Here is a 17,743-nt window from a genome sequence, read left to right as displayed (position 1 = left end):
ACATTTATATAAAACTCAATATAACGTCCCATATGTTTTCTCAATAACATTCTGAAACTCAGCACACATAAACAGAACATACAAAAGGCTTTCATCCTCAGGTTTATACTCTGATTCCAACTCACTTCGTTTCATCCAGTCATCTATAAGGTCATAATTTATGTATTTAGACCAGTAATCACGATCAAGCCTTTTTATTATATCTTTCATGCCATCAGAAAAAGTCATAAACCAATCAGGAGCCTTGGGGACACTCAAATCAGAGTTTTCCATTTTATCTTTTAGAACATAAAGTGAATGTGGCATTATATCCTTAAAAGCTTCTCTAAAAATGTACCTGTTAAAATGTCCGCGCAGATACTGATAACGTGGTATAGAAACAGCATAATCAATAACCCTGTAATCAAGGTATGGAACCATATACCTGACATTGCAATATGCGCCCAAAAGCGCTACGTTATCAAGTCTGCTTCTGCTTCCACCATTTAAAATATACATTATCGGATCAAAACTAAAATATGATAAAGGCATTTCATAATTAGCGTATTTTAACGCGAAATCTTTATTTATAATGTTGCTATCATTAACCAGCCCCTTTTGGGGTGTAAAAAGTATTTTGCGCCCATCAATCAGATTAAGTTTACAAATCTTAAGTGTATTTATAATCCTGTGCTTTTTAAGATGAGTAGTTGAATACATATATCTAAAGTAATGATAGTATTCATGATTATGAAACATCTCATAAGGTTTGCTTCTGTGACTTACGCCTTCATCTCCACCGTGTCCGGTAAAAATCACTTTTGCACCATGACTTGTTACACTTTCAGCAGAACTACAAACAGGCATAGTCATAATACTCGGAGGAAGAACGTATCTAAAGGCAGCTCTCTCATCTTCATTAAGCACAAATCCACTCTTTTTCAAATTTGCAGACATAGCTTTAATGTTTTCATAATTTTCATTGGCATTAGTGTAATTGCATTTTATATTTTCCTGTTTGCAGATATCCTGGATTACTAAACGTTCATCCTTATCTACCATTTTCAGCTCATCAGGAGACTTAGACCATGAAAAGTAAATGCATTCACGTCCAAATCTTTTTATAAGAATATCTATTACTCCAGAATCAAGGCCACCCGACATTTCAGCACCAACAAGTCCTGACACAGCATCCAGCCTTATTTTAACCGAATCCTCAATGAGCTCACGAAGTCTCTTCTGATAATGTGCATCTGACTTTAATCTTATTTTCTTTTGTCCTGGTTTCCAATAAACATTCTCATTAAAACTTACTTTGTTTTTATCAAACTTAAAGTTACAAAAACTTCCGGGAGTAATACAGAGGATATTTTGAAATTCTGTATTTTTCTGATTATATGCATACTTTCCATGTATAGTTTCATACAGCCAATCTTCGTTAACAGCTGTATCAACCTTACCTGTTGCAATAAGGCCTCTAAGATCAGTAGAAAAGCAAACAAAATCATCATCAAAGTAGTAATATAAAGGTCTGACTCCCATATGATCCCTGAATAAAACAAGATCGTTGCTATCCTCATTGTAGATTGCACCACAAAAGTCTCCGTTTACCTCTCTTAATGCTTTAAATCCATACCTGCAGATATATGCAAAAAGTAATTCTTCATCCGGAATATTGCTTTTGGTATCACATTTGCAGATAAGCTCGTCTCTGTTATATATAACCGCATCGATAACAGCTTTTTTTCTTTCGTTTTTAAGAATTGCCTTACTCTTAGGAATATCATCATTTAACCTGTCAATAAAGCTCCCCATACCTACCGGATATTCAAGTATTCTTCCATCCAGATAATCTCCGTAGGCTCTGTTCCATTTGCTCAAAGCAGAAAGTGATTTTTCTTCAATATTTATCTGATTAAATGAATTAACAAATATGCCATAAATACTACTCATAAATCATGTCACCTCATAAGATACCATATAGGCCGAAAAAATAAGCCTTGCCGAGATATCGACAAGGCTTATTATAACATACATTATGCTGAAAAATTATCAACAGGATCTACTGGATCTGGAGTAGGTGTTGGTGTAGGCTTTGGATCTGGATCCGGAGTAACCTTCTTAGAATCATTGGTCAGAATATTAAAAAATGACTCTACCTCATAATTAAAAAAACCATTCTCTGTCTCATTGATATTAAGCTCAGTAATTTCTGCATTTGTCCACTTTTTCATACCATATATCTCCTTACAAAACTACAATAATTAACTACAAATAACATTTTATTATTCGGAATATTTGTTTTCAACAAATCTATCATAACTGTAACAATTTATTAAAATAACGTTTTCACCTTTTCAGCAATCTCGGATAATGTATCCCCCTCTTTGGGGCGTTTAATAAGATAAACAGGGCACTTCTCGGATATTTGAAGACATAACTGAAGTATCTCTGGATCTTTCTGCCAGTCTCCATAAAATTTACGAAGAAAAAGATTCTGCTTAAGTGCCATAAGCTGCATAATTCCCGAAAGCCTTTGAACATTTATTTCTTTTTCATCACAAACAGTTAAAAATATCATTCCTTTAAGCTTGCGAGGCTCCTTTATAAAGGTATCTTTTAATGGAACTAAAAACTTATCCTTGTCTTCATTTATATAGATAATTTCATCAGAATCAAAGCTTCTTTTCTCAACTTCATTCCTACAAAGTTTTTGATAGGGAAATGCCGGATAAACAAGGCATTTCTCTTCTCCGTCCAAAGTGACCTTTTTTATCGCTGCAATATCATCTGACATTACCTTATAGCCGCATTCGATTAGTTTTCTGGTAAGCGAAGATTTCCCTGCACCTGACTCTCCTGTTATAAGTATTGCACCGTCATTGTCAGAATTATCATCACATACTGCACTACAATGTATGGAAAGTGTCCTTTTGTGAAGTAGCAGCATGGCAATACAATAGCCAAGTATAAAGGCCTTTATTGCTTCTAAATCCACTCCCTCTTTAGATTCATAAATAATTTCATTACCACCGTTTATGACATAGTATCCATAGCTGTTTCTAAAACAGGAAAACTCAAGTCCCACTTTATAATTTACACTCTCTCCTTCAAGCTCTTTATCAACTATTTCAGAAATCTTTCCGGCGTGAACTGTGACAACATCATTACTATCATTTTGGTCAGCCAACATCAGCTGCAAAAAATCAATATCAGATTCAATTACCAGTCCAAACAGCTTATATTTTCTCATTTTCACATTCTCTTTCGTTCTTAAAAAAGTACAATTATTTGATTATTCATGTCTTTCTCAATATGCTTCTGACAAAGAAATACAGATCAAAATCAACACCAAATCTAAAAAGAGCCAAATCAAATTCCTTTTCTTATATATTTTTCCCTGTTATATACAGGCATGATAACAGATATCAAATCGCTTCCGGCCATTTATCCCATTCCCAAAGTTTATTTCAATATTTTACAGACCTCTTCATAGACTCTCTCACAGTTGTTCTTATCTATATATGCAAAGAAATCTTTAATTCTTTCCTGCTGATTTTTACTTAACCTGCAATCATTTTCCATACAGCTTATAAGCTTGTTTACGAATTCCTCATGAGTTTTAGCACAGATTCCAAGTCCATTCTCATAGTCATAGTATCCCTTTGACCTAAAGTGTGTGCTGTTCCAAAAGCTGTCAAAATCAAAAATATAATTGATAACATTTTTTCCCAAATGAGAAAAATCAAATGCAAGGGATGAATAATCTGTTACAAGCATTTTGCATTTATTTATAAGCTCGGTATATCCTGCATCTGCGATTTCAACCCAGTCTGGGACATTAAAAGAAGACATAAAGCTATTCATTTCGGGATGAAGCTTAAAAAGAATCTTATAACCGTATTTCTCAGACGCTTCTTTTATTCTTTCATCATTAAAAATACTGTTGTATGCCCTATAATAGTCTGATTTAACAAAGTCTTCTTTTTTGCAGGCGGATAAATTTTGTCTCCAGGTAAAGGAAATAAGAATTTTTTTCTCTGATTCATCTTTTCTATAGTCAAATCGCGGAAGCCCGGTCAAAAGGATGTTTTTCTTTTTTAGTATGTACGGCTTTTGAGCCATAGATTCATACTCCTGTCTTCCTGAAACCACAATATAAAAATTCTCGTGAGAAGCCGGATTTATCATAGAATGCATGTCATCCATGGTCACTCCATGTTGCAAAAATACCTGAAAAGTTTCACGATGAGTCTCCATATGTATCATCTGAGAACTTAAATGCACATCGCAAACACATAATAAAAATTTGTAATAAAGTGAATCATAATCCACTACCTTACCAATCCGTGCCATTTTCTCATAATCAGGAGAATTCTTGGAAATGGCAAATATTGAATTTATATCCTTGGATTGAAGGTATTTAAACATTGCCTCGCCATTATCTCCGGCTGCACTTTTTCTGTCACTCAAAAGCCACACATGCTTTTTATAAAAAAATCTCCCTACAATCCTTATTGTCCTAAACAGCCAATATTTCAAATTATCCTTATTCATTACGTCCCCCGACTACTCATTTTCTATTCATTTCTGTAGTTGTAAATAAATGTCCTGAGATTATCTGGCCTTTCCTCTGCAAAGAGTCTCATTTTGTCAACTTTTTCTTCCCACTTTTCATATGTGTAAAGATCCTTTTCAGAATATGTATACTTCACCATATTCTTAATTCTTTTTAGCCATCCATCAGTCGTATGCCATCTCAAAAAATGATCATCCATTTCAGATGAATAAATATCTTCAAAGGAATCTATATAATCTATAACGTTGTCCGTTGCAAAAACAGTGTTAAGGCACTCCTCAAACCTGTCAAAAAAAGCATTCCCGAACTCTTCATTTTTAATCAGTGCGCAAATCAGTTCCCTGTTAGCATCATAGTTTAAATTAATGCCTTCTATGGCTTTTTTGTCATAATCCCCATTAAGGATATATTCGATAGTATCAAATTCAGGATAAAGAAATCCATCATCTATATCATACAAAATAAAACGCCACTTATTATCGCCATAGTCGTTTCCTTCCTGATCTGCCCGCCAGATTCTGAAGTTATTTCCCGGCCAGTCATCATTTCCAAAATACATTTCCGCTATGTAATAATCAATCAGACTATCTATATCAACCTGACTTTTTACATATTCATAATTGTCATCATCAGAAAGGTCATGGCTTTGAACATATTTAACAAGCTCATAATAATCCTGAAGTTCTGATAAATCACCATTTGAAACCTCAGGGGTATAAGGGCTTACATCTGTATTTAGCTTGATCATAGTAAGATTTTTAGGATCAATGCCGTAGTGCCTGTAAAAATAATCTTCATCATAGCTTTCTCTTATGTTATGTATTCCCCAATACTCGCCGTTGATAAACAAAACAGCATTCTGTGCCCCGATATAGGTTACATTCATTTTACCTGCAACAATGGACTGAGATAAAATGTCGCAAAACATAGTCCTGTTAAAATCTGTTCCGGAAGGGCGAAGAACAATTTCATCAAGCCCCTCATCAGTGCATGTACTTTCCTCCGGAAGTAAGGTAAAAATACCTGGGTCAAAGGCCTTTTTATTATCGGCCATATCAAGCTCTAAGCTTTTTGCAGGAAGTGATCTTGATGCAGCTCCCATTATTCCAAGTTCCACATTGCCATCACTTATTACTTTCCCGCTGTTATCAAGTATTTCAACATATCCTCTTACTTTATTATCACTATCATAGTTTGCCGGAGGATAAACATTGTTTTTACTCTCTTTATTATATTTTTTCCAAATATAATAAGTAGAGCCGGGCACATATAGCCCGTCCCACTTGTCAAATAATTTATCTGCGTCAACTGTAAGTGAGACAATATTAAAGTCCGTGTCAGGTGAAATAAAGTAAGAACCGGTCACGATCTTGTCGGAAAGTACTCCATTTTTCATTGTTCTTGCTTTCACCACGGTCGCCTTATAGGTATATGAGTTTTCCCAGCTATAGTTCATCTCATAATTGGGTGTAGTCTTAACATCTGCGATTGTACTATCTTCACCTGTCCTGTCAGTTATTTTAATTGGCTTTGTATACACTAAAGATGAAGCTGTAGGGTCTGATCCGTCTAAAGTATATAGAATCACTGCACTATCATCTTCCACAGTTATAGAAAGTTCAAACTCTTCATCATAAACTCCGGTTTTTCTGGACAAAACAGGGGCAGAAAGAGAACTGTCTGTTTTTGTCACATAGGATATTGGCTGGGCATTATTCTCTTCTCCCGGTGAACTGTTTGAAAGAAGTGCAAAAGAATCAGGCTCCTTATATAATCTGCCTACAGACACTCCCGGATCTACGTTTTCATTTACAAAAAGTTTGTCTATTACATTTCCGTCTCTGTCGAAAAGAGTGATTGTCTCCGAATCACCAATCATAAAATCAGTGTGAATTTCGCCATCTGATGTGACTTTATCTTTTCCGGATGCCCAAAAAATCATATACTTTCCTGCATCAATAGACGATTTTGGAAAAAACCATCTCTTACTTTTACCTGAATGATCTGAGATAGAATAGCCACTCAAATCTATAGCTTCTTTTCCATAGTTATATATTTCTATCCAATCGGAATTATCCCCATCATAATCCAATATCATTCCCAGATTTGCATACATAACTTCATTTATGCAAAGAGTCACACCAGTCTCATTATCAGGATATTTTCCTATATGTCTTACATCTACACAAATACAAAAGATCATAATAGCTATAAGAAATCCAATGGCAATAAAGCCTGCTATTTTTATCCTTTTTCGGCGCTTACTCATAATTATCCCGCAATCTCTCCATTATACGTAACCACATTAATAGCTGTTATTCCCTCAATGTCCTTTACATCCTTTACAAGATCAGAATCTTTCCCTTTTACAAAAGAAACTTCATATGTGACATCAATACTTTTCGATGTGACATTTTTCATCTTGAGATTTGTCTTTTTGCAATTCTTCTCTACTGCTTCGCTCACCTTATCGATGTCAAGATTGTCGGTGCCGTGAACAATAACCAGGTATGTGTTATCATCAAATGCTCCCTTGTTCATAAATATAAGAATAAGCGCTATTACGATGCTTCCTAAAATAGCTATCGTATATATACCTGATCCACAGGCAATTCCCACTGCAATAGCCCAGAAAATATATGCACTGTCTTTTGTATCCTTTACAGCAGTCCTGAATCTGATGATTGAAAGGGCACCAACCATTCCAAGTGAAAGAGCCAGATTGCTTCCGATAATCATCATTACCATGGTTGTTATTATTGTTATAAGTAAAAGCGTAACATTAAAATTCTTGGAATACATTACACCTGTATATGTCTTTTTATATACAACGTAAATGAAAAATGCCAAAAGTACAGACATTATAATGCCTATAGCTATCTCCGCAATTGAAATATTTGTGTTGTTTTCTAGTAAATAATAAAGTAGTTCTTTTTTGCTCATTTCATTTTCTCCCTCATCCTAATAATTCTCTTGCCATACAGTACTTGCTTATTGATGAATTAAGCAGCCGTCCACTGCTTATGGCATCTTTGATAAATCTTGGTAAAATCTGGTTATATTTAACTTCGAGAACCATCACAGGCTCTCTTAAAAGCGACGTCATCCCTAAGCATGGATCAAATAACCTGTCTGATGCAGCCCCTCTTATATTCTTATCGAAAGTAACTCTTACATTATGTTCGGGATATATAAAAGCTTCCCTTTCATAATCAACTATTGTTTTGGGAGAATAAATATAATTCTCCATCAGATTTCTCACTTTTTTAGCAGTCTTTTTTTCATATTTATCAAGAACTTCAAACTCTCCATTTATCAGACAAAGGGCATCCGGCTTTGGGATAACCAAAGATTCCTTTAGCATATAAGAATTGTATCTGTTCTTAACCTCAAGCTTAACATTGTCATCTGATGTATCGTATATCCTAAGCCTTATTTTTTTTCTGTTTTCTACCCCAGCCATTTTCGTCATGTAATCCATGTTATCTACAGAATCAAAATATAAACTTCTGATATAGTATTCTCCTCTGTCTCCCATGTTTGGATCAGGTGTCATAACAAGTTCAAGCATGCTCTTAAGATAGTAATACTCTGAAAGACTTATATAAAACTTCCATTCACTTCGATAGACGTTTACTAATACCTCACCCATCTTTTCATCCTCCGATTATTTTTTTAATCCTTTTAGAAAATATCCTTTAAGATATTTAAATTCTTCCTGTCTGAATGAATATAGTAAAAGTCCAGCCAATGTAAGAACAGCTGCAACAATCGTATTCAAAATAAGCGTTGTCAGAACATTAAATGCCGGTAAATGCCTGCAAACAAAATGTACGATTCCTCCAAGCAGTACGCCGTAAAGAAGTCTTATTATGTATGTCGTATAATAACTTATTGGATTTCTATGGAAACATACACCAAATAGTATCTGTGGTTCTCTCCACCAGGCAAACAAAAGCTTTGCAAGAACTGTCGCAATAATTATTCCAAACAGCCCCCACAGATTACCAAATATGATTGAAAGCACCACATTAAGTGTCGCTGTTACCATAGTTATATACTGCGTTTGCTTGAATATTCCGGTAGCTTCCCGATATGCCCACATAGTCTGTCTGATATTATTAACGTAAAAATTCAGCACTATAGCAAACACCACTATATCTGACAGCACATATTCTGAGCCATAGCAAAGCTCCATAAAGGGCGCTGATAAAACAAAAATAGCAATACTGCTTCCAAGAACAAGCCAGTAATTAAAAAGCTCCATGGTTCTAAACAGCTTATATGCGTCATCGCCCGAGTCATCCATGGCAACTTTATTGCCTACACCGGCCTTTAAATTGTTAAAAATCATATTAAGGATAGCAACAACATTAACTGTTATAGCTGTATAGTTTGAGTAATATCCTACAGTAATGGTTCCAACAAATATGGAAATCAGAATACTGTCAGTATTTGACTGAATGACAGAACTGATTCTGTACAAAAACAGTGCCTTGATATCTATGAAAATTGACTTAATTTCATTCACAGGAAGCTTTACGGGCTTAATATTTCTAAGGAAAGGATATAACTTAAGTGCTATGTGATTCTGATAAAGATTGTTCACGATGCTTACAGAAATCTGAATTATCAAGTATCCTAAATAGCTCTTTAAACAAATAAGAACGACCATCTGAAGCACAAACGTTATTATCTTAAAAATAATACTGCTTCTGACAAGAAGGTAATTCTTTTGATCTGCGGTTACAAGTATCGTCCTATATATAAAAAAGTACGACATTGTAGTTCCTATTAAGTTTAAAAAGTAGAAAACATATAGATTTGGAATATCGCTTGGAAGGTTTACTATATATTTCAGAAAAGGTATAAGGCTTATACCTACAGCAAAAACAACTGCTGCTATTATTAAAAATACTTTTCTGAAAAATGATACAAGTGATGCAAGTTTTTCCTGATCATTTTCAGCAAGTGGTTTGTACATTCTATACATCATTGCTGTTGTCATTCCAAGATCAGCTATTGACAACATTCCAAGCACATTTGCAAACAATCCGTTTATTCCAAAATAACTAGATGACAGACATCTTGCAAAGACTATTCTTCCGGCCATTGTAATGCCAAGATTTATCATATTCTGCAATACTGACATTCCAATATTCTTTTTGGCTTTTTGTGTTCTTGATTCCAACTTAAATTTCGCTCCAATGAGATTATTTTATTTTTGACGTTACATTTCTTATTTTTCTGGCCACTTTGCTGTTATAAAGCAGCTTCAAAAAATATCTGTTAAACCTGGAAAAATCCATCTCCATAAACCACTTGTAATCCTTAGCATTTGTAAGCTTATGAATGTTTTCCTTCATAATTGTCTGAGGGATTATATAGCGGGTATTTATTCTGTTTTCAGGTATAACCAGTTTGGTCTTGAAGTCTTTTTTCATGACCTTTATGTTTTTTCCTGACCAGTTAAAACCATAGTTCAAAGGATTTTCACCTTCAGCAACTATTCCTATGACGGTCCTGTAACACTTTTCGCAATGGCAACAGTTTTCTCCACCGTCAGATTCCCAGCATACATGAAGCCTTACTTTATAATTATGCTTGTTTTTTTCTTCAACTATGTAATGAATCTTCTGCTGCCTGTCCAGTTCATACCCATCATGGATTGTTGAGCATCCGCAGTATTTCATATAATTATCAATTGTAGGATCGCTGGCACAGGTGTATGTTCCTTTGGCATAAGCAGGGAAAGAAGATGCAATATATACTTTAGACAAGCCTTTCTTGTATGCAACTGGTGCCATATGGGAAATAATGGCAATTCCATGCTGAAAGCCATGATACCAGTCATCTTTCGAAGCACTGACAAGCCCTGTAAGACATGGTTCATTTATCACCTTTTTCATAGCAGTCTTTATAGGAATAAACTCAAGGTCAAAGTCGTCTGCAGTTTCCATTATTCCCTTTTTTACCTTGCTCCAGCCTGCCTCATTATCTATGTCTACGTCCGGCCCCCAAAGGGTTGCTAAAAGTGGTTTTTCATTTATATGCCTTATAAGACTTGTATAAGCGTCAACACCGCCGCTAAATAAAAGAGCTGATCCACCATCTTCGCTTTCATTATTTGTAAGGACTTCTTTTACTTCTAATACTCCTTTAAACTCGAGCATAGGATACATATCCATATATCCCTTTTTTATATTATCTATCTGCTCATAAAAATCCTTATCTATCGAGGGTATAACAGCTTTGGCATCGCAAAGCCATATTGCAGGCAAGAAATTGCAGACAAATGGCACTGTCAGGATGCTGTCCGGAACATCACTTATATCAAATGGATAGGTTATAAAAAAGCTTTCGTTCAAATTAAAGTATTTAAGCCATTTTCCTTCTACCCTATATTCATATGACACTGTGCATTTTTCTTTGATAACTCTTTTTAGTTGTAGTATGTTACTCATTTGGCTCTCTTTTCATTCATTATCTAAAATTTCCAAGAAATTTATACATTGTCTCTACAGCCTTTGAATTACCTGTAAGAGCAAAGTGCTTAACAAACATTTTTCTTGGTCCCAAATCAGCAGTTTTTAAAGCAGACTTAAAAAGCTCATCATTACATATATTTGATATTAGTTCCTGCTTTTGTTCCTTATCTAATTTATCATTACAACTTATCTGCTTTAAATTCGTTGTCACAAGTCTTACATACAAACCTGCAAACTTTTTTTTCTGTTCTTCGTTTTCCTGATATTTTGAGCAATAATCCAGTGCATTACTATAAAACTTAGATACACTTTTAAAATATCCGTCAACATATTTTGTGATCAGGCTCCCTGAACTTCTGACATAATATACGTAGTACATGTTGTCATTAACTACTATTTTCTCTGCAAACTGAAACATTTTTGTACCAAATATTATGTCTTCATATATTGGATACTCTTCAAAAAACTTAAGATTATTGTCTCTTAAAAAGCTGAGCTTATACAGTTTATTCCATGGGGCATTAAAAACTTCATGACTAATGGCTTTTATCAAAAAGGTCTTAAAAAACTCCTCTGAATTTCCAACAAAATCTTCACCTATTAAGTTTTCTTTTTTCTCTTTGGTATCAACGTTGTAGTACCAAAAGTTATACATGACTACATCTGCATCGTTTTTAACTGCAAGTAAAACGTTATCTTCAAGGAGACTATTTGTTATATCATCATCAACATCTACATAAACCAGATACTCTCCCAAAGCACTTCTTGTACCAGCGTTTCTTGCAGCGCTTAGTCCCTTATTTTTTTGATGTATAACTTTTATCCTTTTATCATCCTCAGCATAAGAGTCACATATTTTAGCAGTATTATCTGTGCTCCCATCATCCACCAATATCAGTTCAAACTCTTGATATGTCTGCCTTTTAATATTATTTATGCAATTATCAATGTATTTTTCTCCATTGTATATGGGGACTACAATACTTACTTTTGGATTCATCATCTATTCCGCCTTTGTATTTACTATAGGTAAAAACACTCTAAATGTGCTCCCTTTCCCGACTTTGCTTTCACACTTTATTTCTCCACCATGCTGCTTAACGATAGTCTTGGCTATAGATAAGCCAAGTCCGCTTCCCGAGTTATCTGCAGGCGATCTTGAATCAGAAACTCTGTATGTTCTGTCAAAAACATACGGTATTTTTTCTTCCGGAATTCCATAGCCGTTATCCTTAACATAAAAGCAAATGACTTTATCTGTTTTTGATGCCCCCAGCTCTATTTTTGAGCCTTTTGGCGAGTACTTTCTGGCATTTGTAAAAAGATTGTCCAGCACCCTGTTTAGTTTGGCTACATCTGCATGTACCCGCTCATTCATATTTTCATCTACATCAATTACAAGTTCATAGTCCTTATATTTATCATCAATTTGAGCAGAAAAAAAATATTCCTCGAGAAATTGATTAATTGGTATATCTATAAATTCAAGCTTGTTTGCGCCACTCTCTATGCATGTCAGATAATACAGATCCTGTACCAGTGTTTCTAAAGTTTTTGCTCGTAAATCCAAAATTCCTAAATATGTTTCAAGTTCATTTTCTGATATCTCTCCGCCATCTGAATAGACCCTTTCCTTAAGATAGTCTATAGTACTTCTGATGGCAGTTAGTGGAGCCCTTAAATCATGCGAAATATTTTCAATCATGATTTTTCTTTCATTCTCCGCACGTTTTAACTTGTCATTGGCCTCTAGTAATTTTTTTGATAATTCATCAACAGTACTTGAATCAACAAGCGGCTCTTCAAACTTCTTCTTAACCATAACATTTGCCTCAAGACGTCATTTTTTTAATCCGACCATTTTGTATCCTTTAGACCAGACAGTTTCAATAAGATTGTCAATACCTGTGGCATCCTCAATCTTTTTTCTAAGCCTTGATACATTTACCATCACATTCCTGCGATCATTTTCCGAATAGGTTCCCCAAAGTCGTATACCTATTTCCTCAAAAGTTATTTCTTTACCTGTATTCATAGCCAGATAAAGCATAAGATCGTATTCTTTATTTGAAATGAGTATCTCTTCATCATTGTAAAAAAGCTTATGTTTTTCTTTATCCAAATAAAACGGATCAATATCTACAGTGTTTCTTTCAGTAACAACAGTACGCGTTTTTGCTCTTTTAACATGTGCGTTTATTCGGGCATAAAGTTCATTAAGGCTATATGGCTTTTCTACGTAATCATCACATCCTGCCTCAAATCCCAGAAGCTTATCTTCTTCTGAAACTTTTCCTGAAAGAAACAATATTGGAACGTCAGAAAACTTCCTGATATTTCTGCAAAGTTCAAAGCCGTCTATTTCAGGCATCATAATATCAAGGAGTATACAGCCTGGTTTAAACTTTTTTGCTATTTCTTCTCCTTTTGATGCTTTATCACATATTTCAACTTTAAAGCCCTTATCTTCAAAAAACTTTTTATTGACGTTTAAAACTTCTAAATCATCATCTATCATTAAAAGCCTTATCATATTGCTTCCCTCAGCTTCTTATTAACTATTTGTATTTCCCTGTCACAATATTCAAGAACAGATTTCCTGTGGGTTATAAGGATACAGGTAGGTGCAGGAGTCCATTTTCTTATTCCGTTCAAAACATTAATCTCAGTAATTTCATCAAGTGAAGACGTAGCTTCATCAAGAATCAGGAAAGGTGCTCTCTTAACAAGTGCTCTTGCAATTGCAATACGCTGTGCCTGTCCTTCCGAAATTCCCACACCTTTTTCGCCAATTACCGTATCTATTCCCATTGGGAGCTCATTTACAAAATCCAAAGCAGCCGCCCCACGTAAAGCCTCCAGTACTTCTTCATCAGTAGCATTTTTGTTTCCCATGAGAACATTTTCTTTAATAGTTCCGCTAAAAAGTGTATTTCCTTGCGGAACGTAAGCTATAATACGTCTGGCATCAGGACTTGCCAAAAGCTCTTCTCCAAGGTCATTGTAAAAAGAAATATTACCTTCCATTTTGCTGGTAAAAGCCATTATGAGTCTTACAAGAGTTGTCTTACCAATTCCTGATTTGCCAACTATCGCCGTAAATTCACCGGGCTTAAAATCTATATTTGCATCATCAAAAACAAGTTCATCTCCATATCCAAAAGAAACACTTGTGACCTTGACCCCTACATTTTTGGCTGTAATAGAATTGCCCTTATACTCCTCCTTTGGTAAAGCCTGAATCTCTATTATTCTCCCGGCAGATGCAAACATTGAAATAAGCTTTGGAACCAGCTGTGCCAGATTAACTATAGGTGATTGTATTCTGTTAACAAGCTGCAAAAACAACGTCATTGTTCCATAAGTTATAGTCCTGTTTGCTATACATATTGCTCCCCATGCGAAAGCCACTATATAGCCAAGCTGAAAAGAAAATCCCATTGCCGCAGAAGCAAGCATGTTTGTTCTATTTTTTTTAAGCACCCAGTATATTCTCTCATCTCTAAGAGCTGTCAGTCTTTCTTCCGAGTAGTCCTCAAGACAAAATGACTTCTCAATTAAAATATTTGCAAGACTTTCCTGCATAAAAGAACGATACTTGGATTCTGTCTGCTGAACTTTAACCTGAAGATATTTTAATTTTTTACCAAGCCACAAGCTGGCAAGCATCGCTATAGGAGCTACCAAAAGCGCAAACAGGGCAAGTTTTAAGTCATAATACGCCAAAGTAAAAAATGTAACTAACAATTCTACAATTAGTCTTAATATCGTAGGAATTGTGTTTGAGATACCATCTGCAACTGCACTGACATCACTGGTAAGCCTGGTCATAAGATCGCCTGTGTGGTATTTGGAAATATCAAGCCAGCATGTGTCAAGTATTCTTCTATATACTTTTTTTCTGATACCAAAGCCAAACTTTTCGTAGACAACAACAGATAACAGACCACTTATTATGTATAAGCCCTGACTACCTACAATAACTAATACATACAAAGCAAGGATAGACCATAGCTCTGACACATTTCCATTTGTTGCGCTGTCGATCAGCTGTTTTCCAATTACTGCCATGCCAACAGATAAAAATGTGGCAGCAAGATCAAATATCATCAGAATAGCCAGTTGTGGTACAAAAGGTTTTGTATAGCTAAGTATCCATAAAAAATACCTGCCTGCATCATCTCTTTTATTCCAATAGTGTTTGATTTTTTTTAGTTTTCCCATTTTATTTCCATGTCCTAAATTTATCTACTACTATGTATCCGTCGTTTTGTCCACGTCCACCAGTAATATATGCCCTTCCGCACCTCACCCAGGCATGTGCAACCATTTTCCCATTTTCTTCCTTACATCCAAGATACAAAGTTGAATCGATACCTTTTTCTGCAAGTAGTTTTTTTGCTACAAGTGCTCTTATTAAGCATTTACTTTCCCATTTGGTCTTATTGCAGACCTGATTCACTGCATATGAAACCTTTTTGGCATATACATATACACTCCTGTCTACATCTGTTGCTGATTCTTTACCCTCAACGCCCCATCTTTTCTTAATTTTGGCAGTTTTGAAATTAAGTACCAAAAACCTGTAATACGCTGAAAGAATATATGCCTTTATGGTCAAAAGTTTATGTTCGTTGTATCTTAAAAACCTGTAACATCTTTTTAAAATTCCCATATTATCCCTGTATTTTATCTAAAACTTTTTCAAAATCCTTACTATATGTGATCACTTCATTATGTTTACTGCTGCTATATACTTTTTTTACCTGTTCTTCAAAGGTATCATCAAATTCGGTATAAGTCAGATATTCACAATCCTTAAAGGTTTTTCTGGTTTCTAAAACCTTATGATGATTATTCCCTATTACAATACAAGTGGTTCCTGTTATTATGGAAAAGATCATTCCGTGTAGTCTGTCAGTAACAACGAGTTTTGACTGCCCCCAAAGTCTGAACTTTTTTTCCAGTATCGATTTTCTTATCTTTGTATCAAACTCATACCCCGTGCAGGTATCTGTAACATGTACATCCGGTGATATCTTTTCACAAATTGATATAATTTTCTTTTTGTCATTACAAGAAAGTTTTCCCTCTTTATCCGACCTTAAGCAGACAACTATTCCATTTCTTTTTTCTCCGGAAAACTCACTTGTTTCAAACATAGATACAACATCGTGGAGCTGTGCTGTTTCACAGTCAAAATGCTTTTTCATAAGATCATAGGACTTACTATCCCTGGCAAATAAGACAATGTCTTCACACGAATTTACCGCCTTCTTATCCAGCGAAAGTTCTTTTTGCCCACGCTCATCCTCTGTATAAAACAGTGTTTGAGGCATGATTATTATTTTATTGTTTTTAAAAGCCTTTAATACTTTTCTTCTGAAAACTTCAGCAAAGTCATATAAACTTCCAAAATTGCCACCGCCCTGACAGACGATCACATCATCCCCTGAAATAATCTTTTTTAGCGAGGATATAGCTCTTTCTGTATCCCAGCCATCAACTATATATAGCTGAAACACATTATCTTTTTGAGAAAAATCAGATAACAGCTTCTCTGTAACATATGCGATAGCATGATCTCCAAGGTTATCAAAACATGGCAATTCAAAATAGATAATTCTTCTTGTTTTTCCCTTTGAAAGCTTAAAATCCAAACTGCTTTTTTGTGGAGCAATTCGTTTTTTAATCTTTTTTACCGTCTTATTCACTTTTGAATAGACATCTTTGGCTTTAATATAAACGCTGTAGTAATTTTCGCTTTTCAAATAAATTGAAATTATTTTCTTATCTTTATCAGAAATAAGCTTATTATTGTAAAAAGAATCCAGATTTTCTCTTATGTATCTTTGTGATGCCTTTACATCTTCAAGCTTACCTGCACTGTATCCACTTCTTATATCAGAATACAGATATGGCAAAAGAGCTGCCATCGCAAGTTCATAAAGCCGGGAATATCCTTTTTTCTTAAAATAGTCCGCTCTTTCCTGCTGCCCAAGACAAGTGGCATGACATCCTTTATGCCAACTGCTGGTTGAATTATTAAATGATATTCCGTCTTCTCTTATAAGATAGTAATAAAGATAATCAGGAATTTTAACTATTCTCTCAGCCTTGTCAAAAAGAAGATACGTTGTTGCTATATCCTCATAATTTCTGCCATCCGGATATCTCACTCCATCAAAGAGACTTGATTTGTATATTTTACCCCAGGCATAGTTTTTAACTTCTTCATCATATATGAGTTTTGTAAGTGCACTCTTTTTATCCCATACAATAACTTCATCTTCAATTCTGCTGTTAATGAAAAGCCTCTCACCTCTTTCTTCGTAGTGGGAACAAATGGCAATTTCAGCATTGTTATCACATGCAGCTCTATGTAGTCTCCTTATCATATCCGGATGTACATAATCATCGCTGTCTACACATACCACCCAATTACCTTTTAAATCATCCAGCGCTACATTTCTGGCACTGGAGAGACCTCCGTTCTCTTTATGAATTACTCTGATGCGACTATCTTTATCAGCGTACTCATCACAGATTTTCCCACATAAATCCGGTGACCCGTCATCCACAAGGATAATGTCTAAGTTTTTATATGTCTGATTGGTTATAGAATCTATACATCTGTTTATATATTTTTCAACTTTGTAGATTGGAACTATAACACTAATAATGTCATCCATTGTTT

15 protein-coding genes are annotated in these 17,743 nt (G+C 34.9%); all 15 read right to left on the bottom strand.

The window, feature by feature from the left end:
• Window positions 1-15: 15 nt before the first annotated feature.
• The 15 genes from J6O61_RS00985 to J6O61_RS00915 all read right to left on the bottom strand — a co-directional run bounded on the left by J6O61_RS00985 (window position 16) and on the right by J6O61_RS00915 (window position 17,738).
• Window positions 16-1,932, bottom strand: a complete 1,917-nt coding sequence (locus tag J6O61_RS00985; RefSeq protein ID WP_292208506.1) for an asparagine synthase-related protein — start codon at window positions 1,930-1,932, stop codon at window positions 16-18.
• Window positions 1,933-2,015: 83 nt separating this feature from the next.
• A complete protein-coding gene (locus J6O61_RS00980) occupies window positions 2,016-2,213 on the bottom strand; it encodes a hypothetical protein (protein ID WP_292208503.1) in 198 nt (65 codons plus the stop codon).
• A gap of 101 nt (window positions 2,214-2,314) precedes the next feature.
• On the bottom strand, window positions 2,315-3,232 hold the full coding sequence (locus J6O61_RS00975) for a hypothetical protein (RefSeq protein WP_292208502.1): 918 nt from the start codon (window positions 3,230-3,232) through the stop codon (window positions 2,315-2,317).
• A 212-nt stretch (window positions 3,233-3,444) separates the two neighbouring features.
• Entirely contained in the window at window positions 3,445-4,536 is a 1,092-nt protein-coding gene (locus J6O61_RS00970) for a CDP-glycerol glycerophosphotransferase family protein (protein WP_292208499.1), read from the bottom strand.
• 23 nt (window positions 4,537-4,559) lie between these two features.
• Window positions 4,560-6,827: a CotH kinase family protein gene (locus J6O61_RS00965; protein WP_292208497.1), complete on the bottom strand. Its 2,268-nt coding sequence runs from the start codon at window positions 6,825-6,827 to the stop codon at window positions 4,560-4,562.
• Between the two features lie 2 nt (window positions 6,828-6,829).
• The gene (locus J6O61_RS00960) at window positions 6,830-7,501 is read right to left on the bottom strand and encodes a DUF4956 domain-containing protein (protein WP_292208495.1); all 672 of its coding nucleotides are present in this window, start codon (window positions 7,499-7,501) and stop codon (window positions 6,830-6,832) included.
• Window positions 7,502-7,514: 13 nt separating this feature from the next.
• The gene (locus tag J6O61_RS00955; protein WP_292208494.1) at window positions 7,515-8,210 is read right to left on the bottom strand and encodes a polyphosphate polymerase domain-containing protein; all 696 of its coding nucleotides are present in this window, start codon (window positions 8,208-8,210) and stop codon (window positions 7,515-7,517) included.
• A gap of 15 nt (window positions 8,211-8,225) precedes the next feature.
• Window positions 8,226-9,749, bottom strand: a complete 1,524-nt coding sequence (locus J6O61_RS00950; RefSeq protein ID WP_292208493.1) for a lipopolysaccharide biosynthesis protein — start codon at window positions 9,747-9,749, stop codon at window positions 8,226-8,228.
• A gap of 22 nt (window positions 9,750-9,771) precedes the next feature.
• On the bottom strand, window positions 9,772-11,022 hold the full coding sequence (locus J6O61_RS00945; RefSeq protein ID WP_292208491.1) for a hypothetical protein: 1,251 nt from the start codon (window positions 11,020-11,022) through the stop codon (window positions 9,772-9,774).
• Window positions 11,023-11,041: 19 nt separating this feature from the next.
• Window positions 11,042-12,049: a glycosyltransferase gene (locus J6O61_RS00940; protein ID WP_292208489.1), complete on the bottom strand. Its 1,008-nt coding sequence runs from the start codon at window positions 12,047-12,049 to the stop codon at window positions 11,042-11,044.
• Window positions 12,050-12,868: a sensor histidine kinase gene (locus J6O61_RS00935; protein ID WP_292208486.1), complete on the bottom strand. Its 819-nt coding sequence runs from the start codon at window positions 12,866-12,868 to the stop codon at window positions 12,050-12,052.
• A gap of 18 nt (window positions 12,869-12,886) precedes the next feature.
• A complete protein-coding gene (locus J6O61_RS00930; RefSeq protein WP_292208484.1) occupies window positions 12,887-13,579 on the bottom strand; it encodes a response regulator transcription factor in 693 nt (230 codons plus the stop codon).
• Complete coding sequence (locus J6O61_RS00925; protein ID WP_292208482.1) at window positions 13,576-15,270, bottom strand: ABC transporter ATP-binding protein; 1,695 nt, start codon at window positions 15,268-15,270, stop codon at window positions 13,576-13,578. The genes J6O61_RS00930 and J6O61_RS00925 overlap by 4 nt, the downstream gene beginning before the upstream one ends.
• A 1-nt stretch (window position 15,271) precedes the next feature.
• Window positions 15,272-15,721: a lasso peptide biosynthesis B2 protein gene (locus J6O61_RS00920; RefSeq protein ID WP_292208481.1), complete on the bottom strand. Its 450-nt coding sequence runs from the start codon at window positions 15,719-15,721 to the stop codon at window positions 15,272-15,274.
• A 1-nt stretch (window position 15,722) separates the two neighbouring features.
• Window positions 15,723-17,738, bottom strand: a complete 2,016-nt coding sequence (locus J6O61_RS00915) for a glycosyltransferase (protein WP_292208478.1) — start codon at window positions 17,736-17,738, stop codon at window positions 15,723-15,725.
• Window positions 17,739-17,743: the final 5 nt, after the last annotated feature.

Source organism: Butyrivibrio sp., assembly GCF_017635265.1.
In the GTDB taxonomy this organism is placed as follows: Bacteria; Bacillota; Clostridia; order Lachnospirales; family Lachnospiraceae; genus Butyrivibrio.
This window is presented reverse-complemented; position numbering and strand designations above follow the sequence as displayed.

Excerpts from the sequence above, each read along its gene's own strand:
- J6O61_RS00985 (WP_292208506.1), bottom strand. The coding sequence starts at position 1,932 with ATGAGTAGTATTTATGGCATATTTGTTAATTCATTTAATCAGATAAAT.
- J6O61_RS00980 (WP_292208503.1), bottom strand. The coding sequence starts at position 2,213 with ATGAAAAAGTGGACAAATGCAGAAATTACTGAGCTTAATATCAATGAG.
- J6O61_RS00975 (WP_292208502.1), bottom strand. The coding sequence starts at position 3,232 with ATGAGAAAATATAAGCTGTTTGGACTGGTAATTGAATCTGATATTGAT.
- J6O61_RS00970 (WP_292208499.1), bottom strand. The coding sequence starts at position 4,536 with ATGAATAAGGATAATTTGAAATATTGGCTGTTTAGGACAATAAGGATT.
- J6O61_RS00965 (WP_292208497.1), bottom strand. The coding sequence starts at position 6,827 with ATGAGTAAGCGCCGAAAAAGGATAAAAATAGCAGGCTTTATTGCCATT.
- J6O61_RS00960 (WP_292208495.1), bottom strand. The coding sequence starts at position 7,501 with ATGAGCAAAAAAGAACTACTTTATTATTTACTAGAAAACAACACAAAT.
- J6O61_RS00955 (WP_292208494.1), bottom strand. The coding sequence starts at position 8,210 with ATGGGTGAGGTATTAGTAAACGTCTATCGAAGTGAATGGAAGTTTTAT.
- J6O61_RS00945 (WP_292208491.1), bottom strand. The coding sequence starts at position 11,022 with ATGAGTAACATACTACAACTAAAAAGAGTTATCAAAGAAAAATGCACA.
- J6O61_RS00940 (WP_292208489.1), bottom strand. The coding sequence starts at position 12,049 with ATGATGAATCCAAAAGTAAGTATTGTAGTCCCCATATACAATGGAGAA.
- J6O61_RS00935 (WP_292208486.1), bottom strand. The coding sequence starts at position 12,868 with ATGGTTAAGAAGAAGTTTGAAGAGCCGCTTGTTGATTCAAGTACTGTT.
- J6O61_RS00930 (WP_292208484.1), bottom strand. The coding sequence starts at position 13,579 with ATGATAAGGCTTTTAATGATAGATGATGATTTAGAAGTTTTAAACGTC.
- J6O61_RS00925 (WP_292208482.1), bottom strand. The coding sequence starts at position 15,270 with ATGGGAAAACTAAAAAAAATCAAACACTATTGGAATAAAAGAGATGAT.
- J6O61_RS00920 (WP_292208481.1), bottom strand. The coding sequence starts at position 15,721 with ATGGGAATTTTAAAAAGATGTTACAGGTTTTTAAGATACAACGAACAT.
- J6O61_RS00915 (WP_292208478.1), bottom strand. The coding sequence starts at position 17,738 with ATGGATGACATTATTAGTGTTATAGTTCCAATCTACAAAGTTGAAAAA.